Below are 22,505 nucleotides of genomic sequence, written 5' to 3'. Positions count from 1 at the left end.
GTTCAGATCGTCTCCAATTCCGAGAGGAAGTCTTGCAGTTCGTTGAGATCGCTCTCGGAACCCAGGCTCAGATAAGGGACGGTTGACGCTACGTAGTCTTTAAGCGATTCGGCCTTGAACAGCAGATCCAGCGGTACGGTGGTACCGAGCTCGGTTTCGACGCGCGCGGTGACCTGAGTGGCCATCAGCGAGTGGCCGCCCAGTTCGAAGAAATGATCGTCGAGCCCCACCTGCTCCACCTGCAGAACCGATGCCCAGATCTGTGCAATCTGCTGCTCCAACGCTGACTCCGGCGCCACGTAAGGACGCCCGCAGCCCACAGCCTCCGGTAGCGGCAAGGCCTTGCGGTCGAGCTTGCCGTTCGGCGACAGCGGCAGGCTGGCCAGCCAGGTAAAGCTCGATGGCACCATATAGTCCGGAAGGCGCCTGGCCAGCGCCTGGCGTACGTGCTGGCGCACTTGGTGGCGAGATTGCTCGGTGTCGAGCACCGCGCCATCGTGCGCCACCAGGTAGGCATGCAATTGCTGACCCTGGGCACCGACGCTGGCAATCACGGCGGCTTCGGCCACTTCGGGGAGCTGACGCAGGCGCGCTTCGATCTCACCGGCTTCGACCCGGAAGCCACGTATCTTCACCTGGCTGTCCAGCCGCCCGAGGTATTCGAGGTTGCCACAAGGCAGCTCGCGAACCAGGTCACCGCTGCGGTACAAGCGTGCGCCACTCGGGTCGAACGGATCGCAGACGAAACGGTCGGCAGTCAGCCCCGGGCGCTGCAGATACCCCAGGGCGACCCCTTCACCACCCAGATACAACTCGCCCGGCATGCCCTTGGCCACCGGCTGCAGGCAAGCATCGAGCACATAGCCGCTACGCTGGCCGATGCGCTTGCCAATCGGCGCGTAGGCCGTTGGGCAAGGGTCCTGGCGCCCGGCTTTCCAGATCAGCGGTGTGACCACGGTTTCGGTCGGCCCGTAACCGTTGATCATGTACTCCGGGTCCAGCGCCCGACGCACCAGATCAAAGCTCGCCCGCGGTACCGCATCACCTCCAAAACACAGCACCCGCAAGCGCTGCGGCCGGCCCTGCTGCAGCGCACTCTCGGCCAGCTGGTGCAGGTACAGCGGCGGGAATGCGGCCACACTCACACCGTGCTGTTTCATCGCCTCCAGGGTCTGGCTCGGGGTCCACAGACTGTCGTCGCGGATCAGCAGGCTGGCACCGCTGGTAAGGACCGTCAGCCAGCGCTCATGGGCTCCGTCGAAGGCAAACGACAGGAAGTGCAGCTCGCAATCGTCTTCACGCATTTCATAGCGTTCGGCAATGGCCTGGCAATGCATGCTCAGCGGCCCGTGGCTGACGCATACGCCCTTGGGCTGGCCGGTGGAGCCTGAAGTATAGATCACATACGCCAGGTCCTGCTCTTCGATAGCCAGCGCCAGCGCCTGGTCCGACAGGGCCTCCACGTCCGGGCTCAACTCATCGAGCAAGAGCACCTGGACCTGCGCCGGGCAGCTCAGCTGCGCAGCCAGTTGGCGCTGGCTCAGCAGCAGTGTCATGCCGCTGTCTTCGATCATGTAGGCCAGGCGCTCGGCAGGATAACTGGCGTCCATCGGCACATAGGCGGCGCCGGTCTTGAGAATCGCCAGCAACGCGATCGGCACCTCGACGCCACGGGCCAGGGCCACCCCGACCTTGACCCCGCGCCCTACGCCCAGGCTCAACAGATGCCTGGCCAGGCGGTTGGAGGCCTGTTCAAGCTGAGCGAAATCGACCCGCCGCTGGCCGTCGATCAGCGCCGGGGCAAACGGTCGCTTGCGCGCGTGTTCGGCAATCATGCCGAGCAACGAACGGCTGGCCGGGAAGTGCCACGGGCAGTCGCTGCCGGCCAGCAGGCGTTCGGCCTGCTGCGCGTCGTCGAGCAAACGCAGTTCACCCAACGGCAGCTCCAGCGACGCTTCGGCGATTTGCTGCAACAAGCCGCCAAGGTACTGATTCAGGCACGCCACCTGCTGATCAGTGAACGCCTCGCGCTGGTAGCTGTAATGAATGCTCAGTTGCGCATCCAGGGCTACGGCCAGGGTCAGCGGGTAATGCGTCTGTTCGTGGTTGCTCGGCAACCCGAACTGTACGTCTTGCGCCGAGTGGCGTTGCAAGGCTTCGGCCAACGGGTAGTTCTCGAACACCAGGATGCTGTCGAACAACGCATCGCCTCCCTGCCCGGCCCACGACTGGATCTCGAACAACGGTGTATGTTCGTGTTCACGCATCGCCAGGTTGAGCGCCTGCAGTTCACCAAGCCAGGCCCCCAGCGGCTGTTGCGGCTGCGGTTCGGCGATCAGTGGCAAGGTGTTGATGAACAGCCCGACCTGCTCCTCGATCCCCGGCAAGTCACTGGGCCGGCCGGCAACTGTGGCGCCGAACGCCACCGCGGGCTGATCGGTACAGCGTTGCAGCAGCAATAGCCAGGCCGCCTGAACCAGAGTGTTGACGGTGACCTTGGCGTGGCGTGCAGCCTGCACCAGACGCGCTGTCGCTTGCGGGTCCAGACTGCTGCGCAGGTCCCCATGACCATGACGCAGCGCAGCATCGTCGAGCACCATCCCCTGCAGCGCTTGCGACAGGCGGGTTGGCGCCGGCAGGCGGGCCAGTTGAGCCTGCCAGAATTCACGATCACGCTGCACATCACGGCCTTGCAGCCACTGGATGTAGTCACGGTAACTGCCCGGGCTCGCTGCAACCGCCTGGCCGTTGTAACGCGCCAGCACCTCGCCGATCAGCCGGGCGTTGCTCCAGCCGTCGAGGAGAATGTGGTGGTTGGTGTAGATCAGCCGGTAGCTGTCGTCAGCCAGGCGCACCAGGACCAGGCGCAGCAACGGCGCCCGGCTCAAGTCGAAGGGACGCTCACGCTCCTCCTGCTCCAGCGCCAGCACTGCCTGCTGCGCAGCCGGATGCGCGCGCCAGTCGTGCTGACTCATGTGCAACGGCACATCACGCTGCACCAACTGCAGCGGCTGGTGCATTTCGCCCTGCCAGATGAAGCCGCTGCGCAGAATCGGGTGAGCGGCCAGGGTCTCGCGCCAGGCCTGCTCGAAGCGCCCGACATCGAGCCCATGAATGTCGACGCAGGTCTGGTTGATGTAGTCGCCCTGGCCCTGCCCGTAGCGCGCATGGAACAGCAGTCCCTGCTGCAACGGCGACAGTGGATAGAGGTCTTCCAGCTGGCGTGCGGCCAGCGGCAGGCGGTCGAGTTCAGCCTGGGTCAACCCGGCCAACGGGAAGTCCGACGGTGTGACACCGCCGTCACGGCTGTGCACGCACTCGCCGATCAACGCTTCGAGTTCGCGGATATAGGCAGCGGCCAGTGCCTCGATCGATGCCGGATCGAACATCGCCGTACTGAACGTCCAGCCCAGGGTCAGCTGGCCGCCATACACCTGACCGTCAATGCTCAGCCAGTTGCCCAGCGGCGCCTCTGCGCTCATGGTACGACCGAAGGCATCGCTGCAGGGCACGAACAAGGCCCCTTCATCGGCCTGGAAACTGCCATCGAACTGCCCCAGGTAGTTGAAGGTGATGCGCGGCAGCGGCAACGCCGCCAAGGTCTGCTGCACGGTTTCTTCCCCCAGGTAGCGCAGCGCACCAAAACTCACGCCACGCTGAGGAATCGCACGCAGCTGTTCTTTGACCTGTTTGAGGGTGCCGACACGGTCTTCGGCAACGCTCAGGCGCACCGGAAACAGGCTGGTGAACCAGCCCAGGGTACGGCTCGGGTCAAGGTCATCGAACAAGCCTTCGCGGCCATGGCCTTCCAGCTCCAGCAGGACTTCGGCGCGCCCCGTCCAGTCGGCGACCACCCTGGCCAGGGCGGTCAGCAACAGGTCATTGACCTGAGTGCGATAGGCGGCCGGTGCCTGTTGCAGCAACTGCCGGGTCAGCGCGCTGTCGAGCTGCACCTTGATGCTCTGCGCATCACCTTGCACACACAGCGCGTGCGGATTGTTGGCCGGCAGCGTCGCGTCGGCGCCGGCCAACGCCGCCTGCCAGTGTTGTGCGGCATCGGCCCAGGCCGGGCTGCGCGCCTGTTCGGCCAGGCGCGCAGCCCAGCGTTGAGTCGAGGTGGTTCTGGCCGGCAGTTGCAGCGCAAGACCTGCGTGCAGCTGTCCATAAACAGCCTGCAGATCTTCCAGCAGCACCCGCCACGACACACCGTCAATCACCAGGTGATGCACGGTCAGCAACAAACGCTGGGAAGCATCTTCAGCCTCAATCAACAGGCCGCGCAGCAGCGGCCCCTCGCCCAGGTCGAGGCTGCGCTGGGCGCTCTCGCACAGCGCCAGCAGCGACTCACCGGCCGCCACACGGGCGCGCCACAGCAGCGTTTGCTGCGGCGCTTGCGGGTCTGCGATATGCGCCTGCCAGCCCTGTTCACCCTGACGGAAGCGGCTGCGCAGGCTGTCATGGTGCGCCACCACCGCTTGCAGGGCGCGCTCAAGCAATTCGGCCTGCAAGGGTGTGGTGGTGCTCAACAGGACGGTCTGGTTCCAGTGATGACGCGCCGGGATGGCTTCGTCGAAGAAACGTTGCTGCGCCGGTTGCAACACCAGTTCGCCGCTGACCGGCCCCTGATCGACCGCCGGCGCGAGCGCACCACGCTGAGCGATGCGCGCCAACTCGCGCACCGTCTGGTACTTGAACAGGTCACGAGGCGAGAACAGGATGCCGGCCTGACGAGCCCGGCTGACGACCTGGATCGAGATGATCGAGTCACCGCCCAGCTCGAAGAAATTATCCGCTACCCCCACCTGTGGCAGGCGCAGCACCTGCGCCCAGAGCTCGGCGATCTCACGCTCCAGGGCATTGCCTGGAGCCACGGGCTGCGTCGCGGTGTCCTGTTCTTGCATAGGCGGCAGCGCATGGCGATCGAGCTTGCCATTGAGGGTCATCGGCAGTTGCGCCAGGCACATGATCCGTCGCGGCACCATGTGTTCGGGCAGACGTTCGCGCAACAGTGCCTGCAAAGCATCAGACTCCAGGGCCTGACCTGCCACGTAGGCAACCAGACGTGCGCCAGCAGGCCCGGGCTGAGCAATCACCGCCGCTTCGCGCACGCCATCCAAACTCAGCAGCGCGGCTTCGATCTCGCCCGGTTCGATCCGGAACCCGCGAATTTTCAGCTGCTCGTCAATACGGCCAGCAAACACCACCCGGCCATCGTCCAGATAGCGCCCGGCATCCCCCGTGCGGTACAGGCGTTCACCCACTGCGCCAAACGGATCGGGGACGAAGCGCTCGGCCGTCAGACCTGGCTGATGCAGGTAACCACGCGCCAACCCCAGGCCACCGATCAGCAGCTCGCCACGCACCGACTTCGGCACCAGGTTCAACTCAGCATCGAGCAGATAAGCCCGGCGCTGGCCGACCGGCCGACCAATACTCGGCTTGCCGCCCAGCTCGGTGCCCGGCCGGTAGTGGTCCAGCAACGGACTGATCACCGCTTCAGTCGGGCCATAGGCGTTGAACAAGCGCTCGAAACTGAAATGACCGAGCCCCTGAATCAGCTGCTCGTCCCAAGCCTCACCCCCCAGTACACAGGTGCGCACGGCAACCTGGCGGCCCGAAGCGGCCAGGGCCTGGTCGAACTGAGCGAGATAGGCCGGCGGCAAATCGACCACATCGATGTGATGACGTTGCAGTTGATCGGCCAGTTCATCGCCACTCCACTGCGTCACGTCACCCAGCAATAGACGGGCGCCACTGCCAAGTGCCATGAAGATCTGTTCGGCCGCTGCGTCAAAACTCGCTGAAGCGAACTGCAGCAAGCCATCACCCGCACCCACCGCGTACAACGCGGCAGCCGCCTGGCAATGCATGGCCAGGGCGCCATGGCTGACGGCCACGCCTTTGGGCAGACCGGTGGAGCCAGAGGTGTAGATGACATAGGCCAGGTTTTGTCCGAGTACCTGCAGCGGCGCGGGCACGGCCGGCGCGACGCTGTCTTCCGGGCTGATACTGCAGCGGCGAACCGCCGCCAGCGCCTGCATCCACGGGGCCGGGGTGTCGCACAGCAGTACACTCAGGCCGCTGTCATTGACCATGTGTTTCAGGCGTTCAACCGGATAGGCCGGGTCCAGCGGCACATAGGCTGCGCCCGCCCGGTGCACCGCCAGCAACGCGACAATCAGTTCAAAACCGCGGGGCGCACAGACGCCGACCAGGGTGTCGGGAGCAACGCCCATCGCCTGCAGACGTGCGGCCAGTTGCGCGACACGCTGCTGAAGCTGGCCATAGCTGAGGCTCTGCTCACCCAGAATCAGCGCTGTCGCAGAGGGTGTTGAAGCGGCATGCGCCTCGAACAACTCGATGACGCTGGACGCGGCGCTGGATGGTGGTACAGGGGCGCACAGTGCCTGCTGCTCATTGCTGCTGAGCAAGGTCAGTGCCGCTACCGGCGTGACCGGAGTGCTGACCACAGCCTCAAGCAGATTCAGCCAGTGCCCGAGCATCTGCTCGATACGGCTGCGCTCAAACAGGTCGGCCGCGTACAGCAGGGAAACCTGGATGGCGTCACGGGTTTCCAGGGTCTCCAGGGTCAGGTCAAATTGCGCGGTGATGCCATCCAGCGGCAGCTCCTGGGCGCTGAGCCCGTATAGGCTGCTGCTGCCGACTTCGCCTTCGCGACTGGACAGGTGGTTGTACATGACCTGGAACAATGGATTGTGGTCAGCCAGCCGCTGTGGGTTGAGCGCCTCCACCAGCCGGTCAAACGGCAGGTCCTGATGGGCCTGGGCGGCCAACACCGCTTCGCGCACCCGGCACAGGTAGTGCAGCGCCGAAGCCTGTGGCTCGATCTGCAAGCGCAGCACCAGGGTGTTGACGAAGAAGCCGATCAGGCCTTCGACCTCTTCACAATTACGGTTGCTGATCGGTACGCCGATGCGCAGGTCCGACTGGCCGCTGTAACGTTGCAACAGCAAACCGAACACCCCCAGGAACAACTGGAACTGGGTCATGTTGTGCTGCGCCAGAAAGCTGCGCAAACGCGTCTCCAGCGTTACCGGCAAACGCAGGTCGATGCGCCCTTCGCGCATCACCGCGCCTGGCACACGCGGATGATCCAGCGGCAACTCAAGCAACGGCTGCTCGCCGCCCAACTGCACAGTCCAGTAATCGAGCTGGCGCTGCATTTCACCCTCGGCCAGCCATTGCCGCTGCCACTGCGCATAATCGGCGTAATGCACCGCCAGTGCCGGGTGATCCGGCAACTGGCCAAGGCAACAGGCTTGGTAGTTGCTGACGAACTCGTGCGCCATCACATCCATTGACCAGCCATCGCAGACAATATGATGCAAGGTCAGCACCAGGACATGTTCGTCCTCGGCACACTGCAGCAGCTTGACCCGCAGCAAGGGCCCGTGGTCCAGGTCGAACAGGCGCTGAGTCTCCTGGACCGCCCGCTGGCGCACCAAGGCGTCATCGGCCCAACCGTTTTCGTGGCGCAGCGACTCGTACTCAAGGGTGACCGGCTGCGCCGGCTGAATGACCTGCAGCAAGGTCTCGCCGTCCAGGCGGAAGGTGGTGCGCAGGGGCTCGTGGCGCGCCACCAGCGCATCGAAAGCCGCCTGCACGGCCGCCAGGTTCAACGCGCCGCGCAGGCGCACCACAATCGGTGTGTTGTAGGCCGGATTGTCCGGGTTGAGGGTCCAGAACAGCCATTGCCGGTACTGGGCATGGGACGCAGGCAGGTCTGCGTCGCGCCCCAGGGCCTGGATCTGTGTGCGGCCACTGCCCGGCACCAGGTGTTCCAGCGCCGCACACCACTGGCCGAAGGTGGCATGCTCGAACAGACTGCGCAGCGGTACCTCCAGGGCCAGGCGGCTGCGCAAGCGGGCAATCACCCGGGTCGCCAGCAGCGAGTGGCCGCCCAGGGCGAAGAAATTATCCGCTAGGCCCACCCGCTCGACCTTCAACACATCGCGCCAGACCTCGGCCAGACTAATCTGCAGCGCAGTGTGCGGCGCCTCGAAAACGCTGCTGGCACTCGCCGCCGGCTGTGGCAAGGCCTGGACATCGAGCTTGCCATTGAGGGTCAGCGGCAGCGCCGGGAGCGCCAGCAGCTGTGCCGGAATCATGTACTCCGGCAGGCTCGCGGCCAGTTGCTGGCGCACCTGCGCCAGGGCGACCTCGGCAACCGTGTCGGCCTCAAGCACCAACCAGGCCAGCAGTTGCGCCGATGGCCCGTCACCGACCAGCCGCACCACGGCTTCGCGCACCTGCGGCTGGGCCTGCAAACTGGCAGCGATTTCTCCCAATTCGACCCGAAAGCCGCGAATCTTCAGCTGATGGTCGCTACGGCCAACATAGTCGATAACACCCTCGGCATCGCGACGAACCAGGTCGGCACTGCGGTAAGTCCGGCTACCCGGCGTGCCGAACGGATCCGGCACGAAGCGCTCGGCGGTGAGTCCCGGACGCCCGTGATAACCCCGTGCCAAACCGGCACCGGCCACATACAGTTCACCGGCCACCGCGGCGGGCACCGGCATCAGTGCGGCATCGAGCACACTCAAGCTGACGTTGGCCAACGGCCGACCAAGGGGCAGGCGCTGCCCCTCGGCACTAAGCTGGGCATCTTGGGTCAAGACACCCACCGTCGTCTCCGTTGGGCCATAGTGGTTGAGGATCCGGCAAGCACCGGCCACTGAACGCAAACGTTGCAGCAGCGCTGGCGAGCAGGCCTCGCCACCCAGGACCAGGGTGTGCCGCGGCAGCGCCCGTGCATCGGCCACCTCGCCGAGCAAGGCATCCATGTGCGACGGCACGATCTTCAGCACATCGACAGCGTGCTGGCTCATGTAAGTGGCAAAACGCTCGGCGTCGAGCGCCGTGTCGCGCTCGATCACATGCAACGTGCGCCCGGCGCACAGGGCGGCAAACAGGGTGGTGTGGCCCAGGTCCGCCGACAGCGTGGAGACGATTGCCAGGCTGCGCACCTGATCCAGCGGCAGCACGTGAGCGATGCCCTGGACGTAGTTGGCCAGGGCGCCATGGCTGATCATCACGCCTTTGGGCCGCCCGGTGGAACCGGAGGTGTAAATCACATAGGCAAGGTGTTCGGGCAGCACGGCAACCTGAGGCTCATGGTCTGGCCAGTCGGCATGAACCTGATCGAGCAACAGCACGTCCAGTTGATCAGCTCCCGGTAAACGTTCGAGCAGGCGTGACTGGGTCAGCAGGTGAGCGATGCCACTGTCCTCGATCATGTACTTCAGACGCTCATGGGGCAGGTCCGGATCCAGCGGCACATAGGCGGCGCCAGCCTTGAGCACGGCCAGCAGGCCGACGATCATCTGCGCACTGCGCTCGACTGCAATCCCTACCCGGGTTTCCGGCCCGCACCCTGCGGCCATCAGCCGATGCGCCAGACGGTTGGCCTGGGATTGCAGTTGCTCGTCGCTCAGCACCTGTTCGGCACACACCACTGCCGGATTCGGAGTGTCGGTGCGCCGACGCATCAGCGCCAGTACGCTTGCGCAGGCAAACACCTGCGGCGCTGGCCGGGCATCGCTCAGGCACGCCGCCTGCTCGGCCTGGTCGAGCATCGGCAACGCCTCAAGGCGAACTTCACCGCCCGCACACAGGCCCTGCAGCAGGTTCTGCCAGTGACGGCGCAAGCGTTCGATACTGCTCGCCTCGAACAACGCCGCACAGTAATTGAAGGCCGCCTGCACCTGACCTTCACGCTCGAAGGTGTCCAGACCGAGATCGAACGGCGAAGTGCGCGAACGCCAGGGCAATGGACTGATCTGCAAGCCGCTGGCCATCTTCAGCGCATTGAGCTGCCCCCCTTCGGTCTGGTGGTTGTAGAGCACCTGGAACAGCGGGTTGACCCCTGGCCGACGCTCCACCTTGAGGCCCTCGACCAGGCGCTCGAAAGGCAGTTCCTGATGCGCCTGAGCGCCGAGAGCAGCCTCGCGCACCTGTGCCAACAACTCGGCCACAGTCATGTCCGGCTGGATCACGCTGCGCAGCACCTGGGTATTGACGAAGAAACCGATCAAACCCTCGGTTTCGACCCGGTTGCGATTGGCGATCGGCATACCGACGCGAATGTCGTGCTGCTGACTGTAGCGTTGCAACAACAGCTGGAACCCGGCCAGCAACACCATCGACAGGGTCAGGCCATGCTGGCCGGCAAGGGCTGTGAGGTCGCGCACCAGTTGCGCGTCCAGCGTCCACTCCAGGCGCTTGCACTGCCGATCCTGCAAAGCGTTGCGCGGGTGATCCAGCGGCAGTTCCAGCAGCGGATCCTCGTCGCCCAACTGGGCCTGCCAGTAAGCCAGCTGACGCGCTTGCTCCCCGGCTTCAAGCCAACGGCGCTGCCACAAGCCGTAATCGGCATATTCGATCGGCAGCGCCGGCAATGCCAACGGACGCCCCTGGCAATGCGCTTCGTAACACTGGCTGAAAGTTTCGAGCATGACTCCCATCGACCAACCGTCGGCAACGATGTGGTGCAGGGTCAGCAGCAACACATGATGCTCGTCGGCCAATCGCAGCAGACGTACCCGCAGCAACGGGCCGGACTCCAGGTCAAAAGGCCGCGCGGACTCCGCCTGCACTTCCAGCGCCAGCGCCGCATCATCAAGCAGCTGTGCGCTCCAGTCCTCATGGCTGACCTGAGGCAACTGGCTCGCCGGCCTGCTCAGCACGCGCCCGTCCTCATCCTGGGCAAACACGCAACGCAAGGTGGCATGGCGCTCGACCAGGCTGGCAATGGCGGCGTCCACCGCAGCTGGCTGCAGCGGACCGAGCAGGCGCGCAGCGGTGGGGATGTTGTAACTGCTGGAGCGAGGGTCCAGGCGCCAGAGAAACCACATCCGCTGCTGGGCGTACGACAACTCATCACGGCCGGCGATGTCCACCGCCGATGAAATCGGGAATTGCGAAAAATCCAGCCCTTCAGCACTCAGGGTGCGAAGAAATACCTGACGCTTCTCCAATGGCAACTCGAGGAAACGGCGGGCGAGCTTGAGGGATTTTTCGGCATTCATTGGTTTTCATCCGTGCACGTGGGCGTCGAGCAAAGGCTCAGCTATCCATGGGAAACGGACGAAACATTGGGAAAATTAGCGGCCTGCAGCCAGAGAAAGGGATCGCAAGTAATAATCAGAAACATTATCTAGAAAAAAACAGACGGGTTTTGCCCCTCTCATCCGTCCTTTATAGAGACGAGTAGCCAACTGACGAGTGCGGCTGCCGACCGTTCACCTACAAAAGACAGGCTCATGTCGAAAAAGTCACGCTCAAAACTCTGGTTTCTGGTCCACAGTTGGCTCGCCCTGCCGATCTGGTTCTTCGTCCTGATCGTTTGCGTTACCGGCACCCTGGCCGTGGTCAGCCAGGAGATCGTCTGGCTGGCCAACCCGGATGTGCGCGCCAGCAAACCCAGCGATGATGCCGAGCGGCTCAGCTACCAGCAGGTGCTCGACGCCCTGAACAAGGCCGAGCCGGACATGGCCGTGCGCTTTCTCAGCCAGCCGGACGGCTCGCACTTCGCCCTGCACGCGGCCGTGACCTATGCCGACGGCAGCGCCCCGATGCTTTACGTCAATCCCTACACCGGGGCGATCCAGGGCAAGAGCCCGTCTTTCAGCTTTGAGGACTTTACCCGTGCCTTGCACGGCTGGTGGCTGGTGCCCTTCACCAACGGCTACAGCTGGGGCTGGTACCTGGTGTCGCTGCTCGGCCTGCCGATGCTGGCCTCGCTGGTCACAGGGCTGGTGGTCTATAAGCGGTTCTGGAAAGGGTTCTTCAAGCCGACGCTGCGCTTCAACCATGGCGCGCGGATCTTCTGGGGCGACTTTCACCGCCTGAGCGGAATCTGGTCGATCTGGTTCATCGCGGTCATCTCCATCACCGGCACCTGGTTCCTGATCCAGGCGATCCTCGCCGACAACCACATCACCGTCTCCACCGAGCCTGTGGTGCCAGTAATCGCCCGCGAGGATGTGCCGCTGACTCAGTCCGGCGAGCCTGCGCCACGCATCAATCTGGATGAAGCCACGCGCATCGCCAAGGCGCAAATTCCCGGCCTCGACGTGAGTTTCGTATCGCTGCCCGGCAACGCCTACGCCCACGTCTACCTGGGCGGGCGCGGTTGGTATCCGTTGATGTTCCAGACCGCCAACGTCAACCCCTACAACAGCAGGATCGAGGCACAGTTCCTGGTCAGCGACCGTTCGCCCCTGGAGTTCGTCACCGAATCCATGCGCCCGCTGCACACCGGCGACTTTGGCGGCCTGACCATCAAACTGATCTGGGCCTTCTTCGGCCTGGTGCTGTCGATGATGGTCCTCAGCGGCCTGCTGATCTGGACCAAACGCACCGCCCAGGCCACCGCCGCGGCGCTGAAACGCACTGAACGCACTTCGCGCAAGAGCAACAGGACCTGCGCCGATACCGCTACGGAGGCCAGCCTATGAGCAAGGCAACAGTTGCGCCGCAAAGCCCGCTGAGCCGTTTCTGGCATAAATGGCGCTTTCATCTGAACATCCTGCTGGTGCTGATCCCGCTGGGCTTCATGCCCAAATACTTTGCCGAAACGGCGCTGTTCCGTGGTGACAACGGTCTGGGTGAGCGGGAGCTGGGCGAAATCCAGGTCGGCCCCTGGAGCTTGCAACTGGCCGAGCTGCGCGACCAGGCACCGCTGGCCGACGGCCCGGCTGGCCACTTCAAGACCTTCAACGCCAGCCTCTGCAGAACCTGCACCGAATCGATCAAGGCCGTTTATCTGCGTATCGGCAAACCGCGCAGCCTGCGTGCTGCCGGCACGATTTTCTTCGGCCCGCCATACCGCATGGCGACCAGCCTGCCGATCCCGCTCAAAACCCGTCCGGACGCTGAAATCTGGATCACCCTCGAAGGCTGGGACGGCAGCATGCACCAGGCCTCCGTACCGCTGGCCAAGGCATCGCCGGCCACCGTCGCCTGGCTGAACAAACAAGGAGGCAAATGATGAAGTCCACCGTCCGCAAGCTGCTCCTGCCCCTGCTGTTGCTCGGCGCCGCCAGCCCGGCCCAGGCCCATAACCCGATGTGCGAATGCAAGCCGATCGACGGCGAGCAGATCGAATGCACCGGCGGCTTTTCCGATGGCAGCGGCGCGCCGGGGGTGACCCTCGACGTGATCGGCTACAACGAAGAAATCCTCGTGCCCGGCAAGCTCGGGGAAAACTCCAAGCTGACCTTCAAGCGCCCCGCAGGCGAGTTCTATGTGCTGTTCGACGCCGGCCCCGGCCACGTGGTGGAAATCGACTACGCAGATATCGAGCAATGAGCCGGGTCCAGGTGGTGCGCCCGGCCGGCGCCGGACATGAAACCCTGTATGTGTTGCTGGTCAGCCTGCTGATCCTCGCCGTGGCCGCGGGCATTGTTGCCCTGCGCGGCGAGCGCCATGACGAAGTCAGCATCGAGGCCCATCAACTCGACGCCCGCCGCGACCTCAGCGCCGCCGAGCAAGGGGTGTATGCCGACCTGCGGGTGGCCTTCGAGGAAATCCAGCTGCGCCGCGAAGAAGATCCGGCCCTGGTCGAGGTTGCAGTGTTGGTCGAAGAAGGCTTCCCGCCGTTCATCAAGGATGCCAGCAGCGCCAGCCGCGGCGAGCATCAATGGCAACTGCTCGGCGAGCAGGCCTACCTCGGCCTGAGCCAGTCACCAAGCGTGGCCGGCAGTTTCCTCATGCTGGTGCCTGCACAGCACGACGGCGCCGCCGATGTCTGGCTGCAGCGCAAGGCTGACGCCAGCGTTCCTGCCGAGCTGACCCCCGCCGCTCTGATCGCCGCCGGCTGGCAGCAGATCGCCGCCCACTACGACGCTGGCGTCACCCGCCAGCATCGCCACTGACACAAGGACGCCCCATGCTTCGCTCCGCCCTCGCCCGTCGTCTTCTGACCGTGCTCATTGCTGTGGCTCTGCCCGGCCTGGCTCAGGCCGCCGTCGATGGCAAACCGCTGCGTATCGGCATCACCCTGCACCCGTACTACAGCTACGTGACCAACATCGTTGGCGACAAAGCCGAAGTGGTGCCGCTGATTCCGGCCGGTTTCAACCCTCACGCCTACGAGCCACGGGCCGAAGACATCAAGCGCATCGGCAGCCTCGATGTGGTGGTGCTCAACGGCATCGGCCACGATGACTTTGCCGACCGCATGATCGCCGCCAGCGAAAAGCCGCAGATCACCGTGATCGAATCCAACACCAACGTCCCGCTGCTGGCCGCCACCGGTGTCGCTGCGCGCGGTGCCGGCAAGGTGGTCAACCCGCACACCTTCCTGTCGATCAGCGCCAGCATCGCCCAGGTCAACAACATCGCCCGCGAGCTGGGCAAGCTCGATCCGGACAACGCCAAGTACTACAGCCAGAACGCCCGCGCCTATGCCAAACGCCTGCGCAAACTGCGCGCCGACGCCCTGGCCCAGGTCACTGAAGCACCGGGCGCGGAGTTCCGCGTTGCCACCATCCACGCCGCCTACGACTACCTGGTGCGTGAATTCGGCCTGGAAGTCACCGCCGTGGTGGAACCGGCCCACGGCATCGAGCCGAGTCCGAGCCAGTTGAAGAAAACCATCGACCAGCTCAAGGCCCTGGATGTGAAAGTGATCTTCTCGGAGATGGATTTCCCCTCGGCCTATGTCGAAACCATCCAGCGCGAGTCCGGGGTGAAGATCTACCCGCTGACGCACATCTCCTACGGCGACTACAGCAAGGAGAAGTACGAAGTGGAGATGAAGCGCAACCTCGACACCGTGGTGCGGGCGATCAAGGAGTCGCAGGCATGACCGTCGCCGAAACCGTCATCGCCCAGCCGTGCGGGCCGGACATCGAGTTCGCCGCCATCGACCTGACCCTGGGGCGCACGCGGATTCTCGACCAGGTCAGCTTCAAGGTCGCCGCCGGTAGCGTTCACGCTCTGGTCGGGCCCAACGGCGGCGGCAAGAGTTCGCTGATCAAGACCCTGCTCGGGCAGATGCCGCACCAGGGCCAGCTGACCCTGAGCTGGCCGACGGATGCGCAGGTGATCGGCTATGTGCCGCAGGCGCTGGAGTTCGACCGTGGCCTGCCGATGACCGTCGACGATTTCATGGCGGCCATGTGTCAGCGCCGCCCGGCTTTTCTTGGATTGTCGCGCAAGGTTGCCCCGGCTATCGACGCGGCGCTGGAGCGGGTCGGCATGCTCGACAAGCGCAAGCGACGCATGGGCGCCCTCTCCGGTGGTGAACGTCAGCGCGTGCTGCTGGCCCAGGGCCTGATTCCGGCCCCGCAACTGCTGGTGCTGGATGAGCCGATGTCGGCGCTGGACGAAGCCGGCATCCAGGTGTTCGAACACCTGCTACTGGACTGGCGCGCCGCTGGCACCACGGTGCTGTGGATCGAGCACGACCTGCAAGCGGTGGCGCGCCTGGCCGACAAAGTCACCGGGCTCAGCCGCCGGGTGCTGTTCGACGCCCCGCCGAAACAGGCCCTGACGCCGGATCGCCTGCTCAGCCTGTTCTCCATCCACCCGCGCAGCGAGAGCGTCGCCTGATGAACTACGAAGAATTTCGCCTGCTGATCCAGGGTTGGGCCAGTTCCGGTTATCTGCCTGAGGCCCTGGCCTATGGCTTTGTGGTCAACGCCCTGCTCGCCGGCCTGATGATCGGCCCGGTACTCGGCGGGCTCGGCACCCTGGTGGTGGTCAAGCGCTTTGCCTTTTTCTCCGAAGCGGTCGGCCACGCAGCGCTGACCGGGGTGGCCATCGGCATCCTCCTCGGTGAACCCTACACCGGCCCGTATGGCAGCCTGTTCGGCTACTGCCTGCTGTTCGGTATCCTGCTGAACTTTTTGCGCAACCGCACCGGGTTGTCGCCAGACACCTTGATCGGCGTGTTCCTCTCGGTGTCCCTGGCCCTGGGTGCGAGCCTGCTGCTGATGCTGGCCGGCAAGATCAACGTGCACATCCTCGAAAACGTCCTGTTCGGTTCGGTGCTCACCGTCAGCGGCCAGGACCTGCTGGTGCTCGGCATCGTCGGTACGCTGGTACTGGCGCTGGCCCTGCCGCTGTACAACCGCATCATGCTCGCCAGTTTCAACCCGCAGCTGGCGGCGGTGCGTGGTGTGGCGGTAAAGAGCCTGGACTATCTGTTCGTGGTGCTGGTGACGCTGGTCACGGTGGCTGCAGTGAAGGTTATCGGCGCGATCCTGGTGGGTGCCCTGCTGGTGATTCCGGCCGCTGCCGCACGTCTGATCAGCCAGTCGCTCAAGGGCTTCTTCTGGGCCTCGGTGCTGATCGCCACCCTGAGCACCCTGGTCGGCATCCTGCTGCCGATCGTCTTCGACCTGCCGGTGCCTTCCGGTGCGGCGATCATCCTCGTCGCCGGCTGCTGCTTCGCCCTCGCCGCCCTGGCCCGCGGCCTTGTCCCACGCCTGCAAGGAAATCCGGCATGACCTTCGATCTCAAGCACCTGTGCCTGGCGCTGGCCCTGGCCGGCCTGCCCACCTTGAGCCTGGCGCAGAACGCTCCGGCGGCGGCCCAGCAAGCAGCAGACATCACCGTGCTCGCCTCGCTGCCGCTCACCCACGCCCTGGCCAGCGCCCTGCTCGACGGCACCGCGGTCAAGCTGCAGCGCGCCGCGCCGGCGAACATTCCGGCGTCGCGCCAGCCGTCCTACTTCAGTGGCCGCGGTGGCGCGAGCTTGCAGAAAGCAGCGAGCCAGGCCGATGCGGTGATCGCCCTGCGTTCGATCTGGAGCGACGACCCGCTGTATCCGGTGGCGCGGCGCAGCAACATCCGCATCGTCGAAATCGACGCCGCCCGCCCGGTGGATGGCGCGCTGCCGGGGATCGCCGTGCAAGGCAGCAATGCCTTTGCCGCCTACCCGTGGCTCAACCCCAGCAACTTCGGGCGCATGGCCGATGTGCTGGCCAACGACCTGGGCCGCCTGAGCCCGAGCGAGCAGCCGAAGATCCAGGCCAACCTGGCCAGCCTCAAGCGTCAGTTGCTGGAACTCAGCGCGGGGAGCGAAGCGCGGCTGGCTGAAGCGGACAACCTTAGCGTGGTCAATCTCTCGGACCGCCTGGATTACCTGATCAGCGGCCTGAACCTGGACCTGATCGACCACCCGCAGGTGGCGGACGACCAGTGGGATGCGGCGGCTCTCAAGCGCCTGGGCGATGAGCTCAAGGGTCAGGATGTGGCGCTGGTGTTGCATCACAAGCAGCCAAGCAAGGAAGTGGCGGAGGTGATTGCCACTTCAGGTGCCAAGCTGGTGGTGGTGGATACTGACCCGCAAGATACGCTGGTGGGGTTGAAGGCCAGTGTCGAGCAAGTCGTGAATGCCTTGATCACCGGCTGACCCGGTGGGAGCGGGCTTGCCCCGCGATGCGATGTGACTGAAAAATCGCTATCGCGGGGCAAGCCCGCTCCCACCGCAAGCAAGCCCTCTGTTTCTCATTAAACTCAGCGCTTCATGCACCGCTGATAGCGCTCATCCACCCGGTTGGCAAACCAGGCCGTGGTCAGTTTGCGGGTGATCTTCGGGCTCTTCAGTTCAATCCCCGGCAACTGCGCCCGCGGCAACGGTTTACCGGATTTACCTTCCGCCAGGGCATAGACCCCGCTATACAACCGGGTCTGTTCAAACGCCAGGCTGTCGCCCTTCTCCAACTGATCGCGAATGCTCGGGTTACGCAAGCCAAGCTGCTCGCCCAAACGCCGCGCGGCCTTCTCGGTGGTACCCGGCAGGATCGCTCCCGGCGCGATCAGGTCGCCATCCAGCGCCAGCTTCACTCCACTGGCACGACTCAAGGCGCTCTGGAACGCCGCATTGCGACTGGCATACCAACCGGCGTTGAAGTCGGCAAAACGGTACACCTGGCGCTCATAGTGGCTGGGGTAGCCAAGCAGGTGGGCGATGCCGAAATACATACCGCCACGGCGGCTGAAGACTTCCTGGCGGATCGTCCCGGTATGGCTGTAGGGATAGTCGCGGGCATTGCGCTCGGCGAAATCAATGCTGACCTGCATCGGCCCACCGGTACGCACCGGGTTCAGGTCGCCCAACAACGTGCGACCCAGAGGCACACTGCCGATAAGGTCATCGAAAATCGCACTGAGCTGCTTTTCGCTGCGCACGGCGTCGAGCCGTTCGCTGTAGCTCTTGCCGTTGGGTGAGCGGGTCTGCAATGCAGCGTTAACCAGCATTTGCGGGATATGCAGGCGGGCGGCGCGGCGGTCGATTTCCTGGCGGGCGATACGCCCCAGGCCCGGCACCTGCGGGTCGGACTGGAAGGTCGACTCCTGCTCGGTCACCGCCAGCACCGCACACAGGTTGGAGCGGCTGGGGCTGATTTTCTGCGTGGCGAAGGCGGTCTGGATGTCGCGCGCCCAGCCTTCACGGTCCTTGGTTGCGGCAGGCAGCAAGCGCACAATCTGCGCCCGCACCTTGGCAGGCTCTGCCTCAGGCTCTTCGCGCTGAGTAACGCAACCCTGCACCGTCAACAACACGGCAAAGGCCAGAACTAAACCCCGAACTTGCATGCAGCACCCTCGCCTCTTGCGGTAACACCAGCACAGTAGCGAGGGCCATGCCTGACTGCAATCAGGCTGCTGCTCAGCAACCTGGCTTGCTCAGCTGGGTACCGATGGTCACGGCAGTGATCGCCACCGGTTTGAAGCTCTGCAGCGCAATCGGATCGAAGCTGCGCTCGCAGTTGTACTTGTTGTCGATGACGAAATCCTCGCCCTTGTGCTTTTTCATCTCCGTGCTCCACTTGCCCGCGGCGTCGATGGCCGCGTCATCGGTGAGCATGGCTTCGACCAGCACCTGGGTAAAACCGATCGCCCGCGGACCTTCCCACAGTGCATACACCGAAGGGTCGTAGGCGTTACCGCACATCTCCAGGCAATCGGCGTAGAACTCCAGCGGGCCGCCGGTGGACTGGTGCAGCGCAGCGAAGGTCAGCGGCTGGTTGGCGGGCGGCGCGAAGTCGCCGATGAAGGAACGCAGATCCGCCTTGCAGGTCGGCGACAGGGTCAGGCGCAGGTCATTGATGGTGCCACCAGTAGCGTCGGCAGTGATCTCGCAGCCCTGCACCTTGTAGGTGTGCTTGTCACCGAGGCTGCTGCGGGCAACACCGGCAAGCGATTCGAAGTACTTGAGGTTGGTACCGAGCATTTCACCGTTGAACACCTGAGCTACGCTGGCCTGGGCCTGGGCAACCACAGGCATGGCGGCAACCACCAGAGTGGAGACGAGGGGCAGCAAGGCGCGGGCTTTCATGGGAACATCCTGTCGTTATGAATTTGCCGCGCACTCTAATGCACTTGCCGACCCCGAGCCACCTGCCCGTGCATGCTTCAGGGCTGCTCGCCGACCATGTAGGTCTTGCTGATGTGGCGGAACTGTTCGTGGCCCGAGCTTTCCATCAGCTCGAACAGCACCATCTCGCGGGTGACGATCTGCGCTCCGGCATCCCGCATACGGGCAATGCCCGCCGCCTGGTTGTGGGCGCCACGGCAGTCACAGGCGTCTTCGACCACGAACACCTGCTTGCCCAGCGCGCGCAGGCCGAGCACGGTTTGCAGCACGCAGATATGGGTTTCCATGCCGCAGACAATCACCTGCTCGCGCTCCAGCAAGGATGCCGGCAGGCATTGAGCGGCAACGCAGGAAAAGTGCAGTTTCTCTACCACCTGGGCCCCCGGCGACGCCTGCTTGAGGGCCGCGACGGTCGGCCCGAGGCCCTTGGGGTACTGCTCGGAAATCACCGTCGGCAGCCCCAGCTCGGCAGTGGCGGCCATCAGCCAGCGCGTGCGCGCCAGGGTACCGGCCGGGTCGCTGACGGCACCAATGAGTTTTTCCTGCACGTCGATGACCAGCAAGCTGGCCTGGTTCGGCTTGATCAACATTCCTTGCACCTGCGTCGTGGTTGAACCTCCAAGGCTCGCCCAGCGCTGGCTGTTGCGTCAATGCTTCAGTGTCAGGCCGACAAGCGATGAGGCTCCAGCGCGGCGCCGAGCACAGCCAGTACCCGGTCTTCATGCTCATGAATGAAGAAGTGGCCGCCGGGGAAGGTCTCCAGGGAAAAATCACCCAAAGTTTCGCGACGCCAGGCCAGCAGCTGTTCTTCAGTGGCGCGGTCCTCTTCACCGCCGAGCACATGCAGCGGGCAATACAGCGCCGGGCGCTGACGGTAGCTGTAACGGCCACACAGGAGAAAGTCGGCGCGCAGCACCGGCAAGGTCAGGCTCATCAGCTCCTGGTTGGCCAGCACTTCTTCCGGCGTGCCCTGCAGTTTGCGCAGCTCGTCGATCAGTACCTCATCGCTTTTCGGCTCGCGCCAGTTTCCGCCGTCGTAATCTTCACGCCGGGTCGGTGCGGCCGTGCCGCAGGCAAACAGCGCGACCGGCGACGGGCAGCCGAGGGCCCGCAACTCGTGGGCCAGCTCGAAGGCGAGCAATGCCCCCAGACTGTGACCGAGCAAGGCATAGGGCTGACTGGCGGCCAGGCGCTGCTCACTGGCCAGCTGCCGTGCCAGAGCCTGCATATCGGTTTGCAGCGGCTCGCCCATGCGCGCCCCGCGCCCGGGCAACTCCACCGGGCGCAGGTTCAGCCAGGCCGGCAACTTGCGCCGCCAGCGGCTGTAGACCATGGCGCTGGCTCCGGAATACGGCAGGCACAACAGGGTCAGTGACGACACAAGCCGGCCCTCAGTGCGACGCTGCGGTTTCGGCCATCTTTTGGCGCAGGCTCAGCGGGCGCATGTCAGTCCAGACTTCATCGATGTAGGCCAGGCATTCCTTTTTCAGGCCGCTCTTGCCAACGGTACGCCAGCCGGCGGGCACGGCCTTGTAGTCGGGCCAGATGGAATACTGCTCTTCGTGGTTGACCACTACCTGGAACACGATGTCGTCGCGGTCGAATACGGATGTCATTGCCTGTCTCCTGGATTGAATGGGCCCGCCGCACAGCTGGCGTACGGTGGCTACCAAGAGAACGAAAAGCCTGTGCTGGAATTTAGTGTGGTGAGCGGACTCAACCGAGCCGCGCCCGGGCGATGGCGGCCTGAATCGCCGCGCGCGCTTGCGGGCTGTTTTTCCAGCAACTGGAGCCCACCAGCGACGCCGCCTGGGTGACGATCTCCAGGGCATCGGCCTGGCTCAGCTGGGCCAGGGAGTGATAGCCCAGTTGTTCGAGGCGTTCGACCACGGTGGGGCCTACGCCCTTGACCGCCAGCAGGGCTGCGCGCTCGTTCGCAGGGAATGACATGATGACGTCCTTGTACTGTCAAAAGAGTGCCCAGCAGGCCACAGTTACCGGCCAAAGGCCAGTGCCAGAGGGCTTGGGTACGACTTATAGTGTTGTCCAGACTGGAAAAATTCGTCGCAAAGGGCCATCCTCCCCGCTTTTTTTCACGCTCACCTCGCAAAGGATCCTTTTCATGCAAGCCCAACCTCTCAACCCCAGCGAGTTCGAGTTCATCGAAGACATTCTGCTCAAGTACGGCGACGACCACTCGGTGCTCAACCCGTCCGAGCTGGATGGCTACTTCACTGCGCTGGTGTCGAGCCCGGTGCAGGTGGACATTGCCGAGTGGTTCCCGGCGATCTGGGGCGGAAAGACGCCGGAATGGCAAAAGCCTGAAGAGTGCCGGCGTTTTATCGACCTCTGTGTGCGTCATCTCAATACACTGGCGAGCCAGCTGGCTAGCGAGCCACAGGCGTTCAAGGCGCGCTTTGAACAGACGGAGCATCGCGGTCAGCCGCTGACGCTGGCGGAGGAATGGTGCTTTGGGTATGTGCGTGGGGTTGCTGTCGGTAACTGGCCGGAGCTGCCCGAGGGGCTGGCGGGTCGGTTGCAGGTGATCACTGATTGTGCCGAGCAGGATAACTATGAGTTGCCGGTGGATCTGGATGTGGTGCTGCATCGTCAGCGGGTGGCGGCGATCGAGCCGGCTGCGCGGGCGTTGCATGATTATTGGGTAGGTCAGCGCTGATATACCTGCCTCGGTGGGAGCGGGCTTGCCCCGCGATGCGGCCTCTGATTTGTGGGCATATCCATTGGCGAAGGTGGCGCTCAATCACCTTTCCGCCCTTACGGCGGGTCCCTTTGGCAAACGCCGGTGTGCCGGCCCAGCCCAAAGGAACACAAAGGGCTCGCCCCACCAGGGGCCCTACGCTACGCTTCGGGTCCCTTCGCTCCGGTGCCGCTACGGGGCATTGCGAGCTACGAGTTGCAAGCAACTCTACGCTTCGCAACTTCGGCTACGCCGAAGGCGCTGCGCGCGAGCCCCTCCACGACACCTCCACTCAGCCCTACTGGTTAACGGGGCCGGTGGATCAAAGTCAAAAGCAGATCAAGATCAAAAGCACATTCGCTTCGCTCTTGCTTTATGCGCTGCCCCCTCTTCAGTGTCTATAGTCATTGGCTGACACTTTTTTCTTCAGCCAACACACGACTTGTAGAGAGG

Annotated in this window: 16 protein-coding genes; 9 read left to right on the top strand and 7 right to left on the bottom strand. The window is 64.2% G+C overall.

From position 1 onward, the window contains the following. Positions 1 to 2: 2 nt before the first annotated feature. Positions 3 to 11,051 carry an amino acid adenylation domain-containing protein gene (locus ACVI9W_RS21470; RefSeq protein WP_461531116.1) on the bottom strand — a complete coding sequence of 3,683 codons (11,049 nt, stop codon included), beginning with the start codon at positions 11,049 to 11,051 and terminating at the stop codon, positions 3 to 5. A gap of 234 nt (positions 11,052 to 11,285) precedes the next feature. Here ACVI9W_RS21470 and ACVI9W_RS21465 point away from each other — a divergent pair, with 234 nt between their 5' ends. Genes ACVI9W_RS21465 through ACVI9W_RS21430 form a run of 8 tightly spaced genes read left to right on the top strand, consistent with a single transcriptional unit; the run spans position 11,286 to position 17,389 of the window. Then, on the top strand, positions 11,286 to 12,482 hold the full coding sequence (locus ACVI9W_RS21465; RefSeq protein ID WP_461531115.1) for a PepSY-associated TM helix domain-containing protein: 1,197 nt from the start codon (positions 11,286 to 11,288) through the stop codon (positions 12,480 to 12,482). After that, the gene (locus ACVI9W_RS21460; protein WP_461531114.1) at positions 12,479 to 13,015 is read left to right on the top strand and encodes a thiamine pyrophosphate-binding protein; all 537 of its coding nucleotides are present in this window, start codon (positions 12,479 to 12,481) and stop codon (positions 13,013 to 13,015) included. Before ACVI9W_RS21465 ends, ACVI9W_RS21460 begins: the two co-directional genes overlap by 4 nt. Then, on the top strand, positions 13,015 to 13,335 hold the full coding sequence (locus ACVI9W_RS21455) for a hypothetical protein (RefSeq protein WP_422416716.1): 321 nt from the start codon (positions 13,015 to 13,017) through the stop codon (positions 13,333 to 13,335). Before ACVI9W_RS21460 ends, ACVI9W_RS21455 begins: the two co-directional genes overlap by 1 nt. Further along, entirely contained in the window at positions 13,332 to 13,901 is a 570-nt protein-coding gene (locus ACVI9W_RS21450; protein ID WP_461531113.1) for a DUF6162 family protein, read from the top strand. The genes ACVI9W_RS21455 and ACVI9W_RS21450 overlap by 4 nt, the downstream gene beginning before the upstream one ends. A 14-nt stretch (positions 13,902 to 13,915) precedes the next feature. Then, entirely contained in the window at positions 13,916 to 14,836 is a 921-nt protein-coding gene (locus tag ACVI9W_RS21445; RefSeq protein WP_461531112.1) for a metal ABC transporter substrate-binding protein, read from the top strand. Next, a complete protein-coding gene (locus ACVI9W_RS21440; protein ID WP_461531111.1) occupies positions 14,833 to 15,582 on the top strand; it encodes a metal ABC transporter ATP-binding protein in 750 nt (249 codons plus the stop codon). The genes ACVI9W_RS21445 and ACVI9W_RS21440 overlap by 4 nt, the downstream gene beginning before the upstream one ends. Continuing rightward, entirely contained in the window at positions 15,582 to 16,481 is a 900-nt protein-coding gene (locus ACVI9W_RS21435) for a metal ABC transporter permease (RefSeq protein WP_191833815.1), read from the top strand. Before ACVI9W_RS21440 ends, ACVI9W_RS21435 begins: the two co-directional genes overlap by 1 nt. Further along, entirely contained in the window at positions 16,478 to 17,389 is a 912-nt protein-coding gene (locus ACVI9W_RS21430) for a metal ABC transporter solute-binding protein, Zn/Mn family (RefSeq protein WP_461531110.1), read from the top strand. The genes ACVI9W_RS21435 and ACVI9W_RS21430 overlap by 4 nt, the downstream gene beginning before the upstream one ends. Before the next feature lie 104 nt (positions 17,390 to 17,493). On the opposite strand, the gene ACVI9W_RS21425 is transcribed toward ACVI9W_RS21430, so the two are convergent. From ACVI9W_RS21425 to ACVI9W_RS21400, 6 genes are all read right to left on the bottom strand, one after another. Then, positions 17,494 to 18,573: a DUF1615 domain-containing protein gene (locus ACVI9W_RS21425; protein ID WP_461531109.1), complete on the bottom strand. Its 1,080-nt coding sequence runs from the start codon at positions 18,571 to 18,573 to the stop codon at positions 17,494 to 17,496. 73 nt (positions 18,574 to 18,646) lie between these two features. Continuing rightward, entirely contained in the window at positions 18,647 to 19,315 is a 669-nt protein-coding gene (locus ACVI9W_RS21420; protein WP_461531108.1) for a hypothetical protein, read from the bottom strand. A 77-nt stretch (positions 19,316 to 19,392) separates the two neighbouring features. After that, positions 19,393 to 19,944: a hydrolase gene (locus ACVI9W_RS21415; protein WP_461531107.1), complete on the bottom strand. Its 552-nt coding sequence runs from the start codon at positions 19,942 to 19,944 to the stop codon at positions 19,393 to 19,395. A 71-nt stretch (positions 19,945 to 20,015) separates the two neighbouring features. After that, on the bottom strand, positions 20,016 to 20,735 hold the full coding sequence (locus ACVI9W_RS21410; protein ID WP_461531106.1) for a thioesterase II family protein: 720 nt from the start codon (positions 20,733 to 20,735) through the stop codon (positions 20,016 to 20,018). 10 nt (positions 20,736 to 20,745) lie between these two features. Then, on the bottom strand, positions 20,746 to 20,970 hold the full coding sequence (locus ACVI9W_RS21405) for an MbtH family protein (RefSeq protein ID WP_038609386.1): 225 nt from the start codon (positions 20,968 to 20,970) through the stop codon (positions 20,746 to 20,748). Between the two features lie 100 nt (positions 20,971 to 21,070). Further along, positions 21,071 to 21,304, bottom strand: coding sequence for a Pathogenicity locus (locus ACVI9W_RS21400; protein WP_038609383.1), 234 nt, complete (start codon positions 21,302 to 21,304; stop codon positions 21,071 to 21,073). 172 nt (positions 21,305 to 21,476) lie between these two features. Here ACVI9W_RS21400 and ACVI9W_RS21395 point away from each other — a divergent pair, with 172 nt between their 5' ends. Further along, positions 21,477 to 22,031 carry a UPF0149 family protein gene (locus ACVI9W_RS21395; protein WP_461531105.1) on the top strand — a complete coding sequence of 185 codons (555 nt, stop codon included), beginning with the start codon at positions 21,477 to 21,479 and terminating at the stop codon, positions 22,029 to 22,031. Positions 22,032 to 22,505 lie beyond the last annotated feature (474 nt).

The organism is Pseudomonas sp. 210_17 TE3656, assembly GCF_054821965.1.
The sequence above is the reverse complement of the archived record's forward strand: the minus strand, read 5'-3'. Positions and strand labels throughout refer to the sequence as shown.

Coding starts and splice junctions, on each gene's coding strand:
- ACVI9W_RS21470 (WP_461531116.1), bottom strand. CDS start 11,051: ATGAATGCCGAAAAATCCCTCAAGCTCGCCCGCCGTTTCCTCGAGTTG.
- ACVI9W_RS21465 (WP_461531115.1), top strand. CDS start 11,286: ATGTCGAAAAAGTCACGCTCAAAACTCTGGTTTCTGGTCCACAGTTGG.
- ACVI9W_RS21460 (WP_461531114.1), top strand. CDS start 12,479: ATGAGCAAGGCAACAGTTGCGCCGCAAAGCCCGCTGAGCCGTTTCTGG.
- ACVI9W_RS21455 (WP_422416716.1), top strand. CDS start 13,015: ATGAAGTCCACCGTCCGCAAGCTGCTCCTGCCCCTGCTGTTGCTCGGC.
- ACVI9W_RS21450 (WP_461531113.1), top strand. CDS start 13,332: ATGAGCCGGGTCCAGGTGGTGCGCCCGGCCGGCGCCGGACATGAAACC.
- ACVI9W_RS21445 (WP_461531112.1), top strand. CDS start 13,916: ATGCTTCGCTCCGCCCTCGCCCGTCGTCTTCTGACCGTGCTCATTGCT.
- ACVI9W_RS21440 (WP_461531111.1), top strand. CDS start 14,833: ATGACCGTCGCCGAAACCGTCATCGCCCAGCCGTGCGGGCCGGACATC.
- ACVI9W_RS21435 (WP_191833815.1), top strand. CDS start 15,582: ATGAACTACGAAGAATTTCGCCTGCTGATCCAGGGTTGGGCCAGTTCC.
- ACVI9W_RS21430 (WP_461531110.1), top strand. CDS start 16,478: ATGACCTTCGATCTCAAGCACCTGTGCCTGGCGCTGGCCCTGGCCGGC.
- ACVI9W_RS21425 (WP_461531109.1), bottom strand. CDS start 18,573: ATGCAAGTTCGGGGTTTAGTTCTGGCCTTTGCCGTGTTGTTGACGGTG.
- ACVI9W_RS21420 (WP_461531108.1), bottom strand. CDS start 19,315: ATGAAAGCCCGCGCCTTGCTGCCCCTCGTCTCCACTCTGGTGGTTGCC.
- ACVI9W_RS21415 (WP_461531107.1), bottom strand. CDS start 19,944: ATGTTGATCAAGCCGAACCAGGCCAGCTTGCTGGTCATCGACGTGCAG.
- ACVI9W_RS21405 (WP_038609386.1), bottom strand. CDS start 20,970: ATGACATCCGTATTCGACCGCGACGACATCGTGTTCCAGGTAGTGGTC.
- ACVI9W_RS21400 (WP_038609383.1), bottom strand. CDS start 21,304: ATGTCATTCCCTGCGAACGAGCGCGCAGCCCTGCTGGCGGTCAAGGGC.
- ACVI9W_RS21395 (WP_461531105.1), top strand. CDS start 21,477: ATGCAAGCCCAACCTCTCAACCCCAGCGAGTTCGAGTTCATCGAAGAC.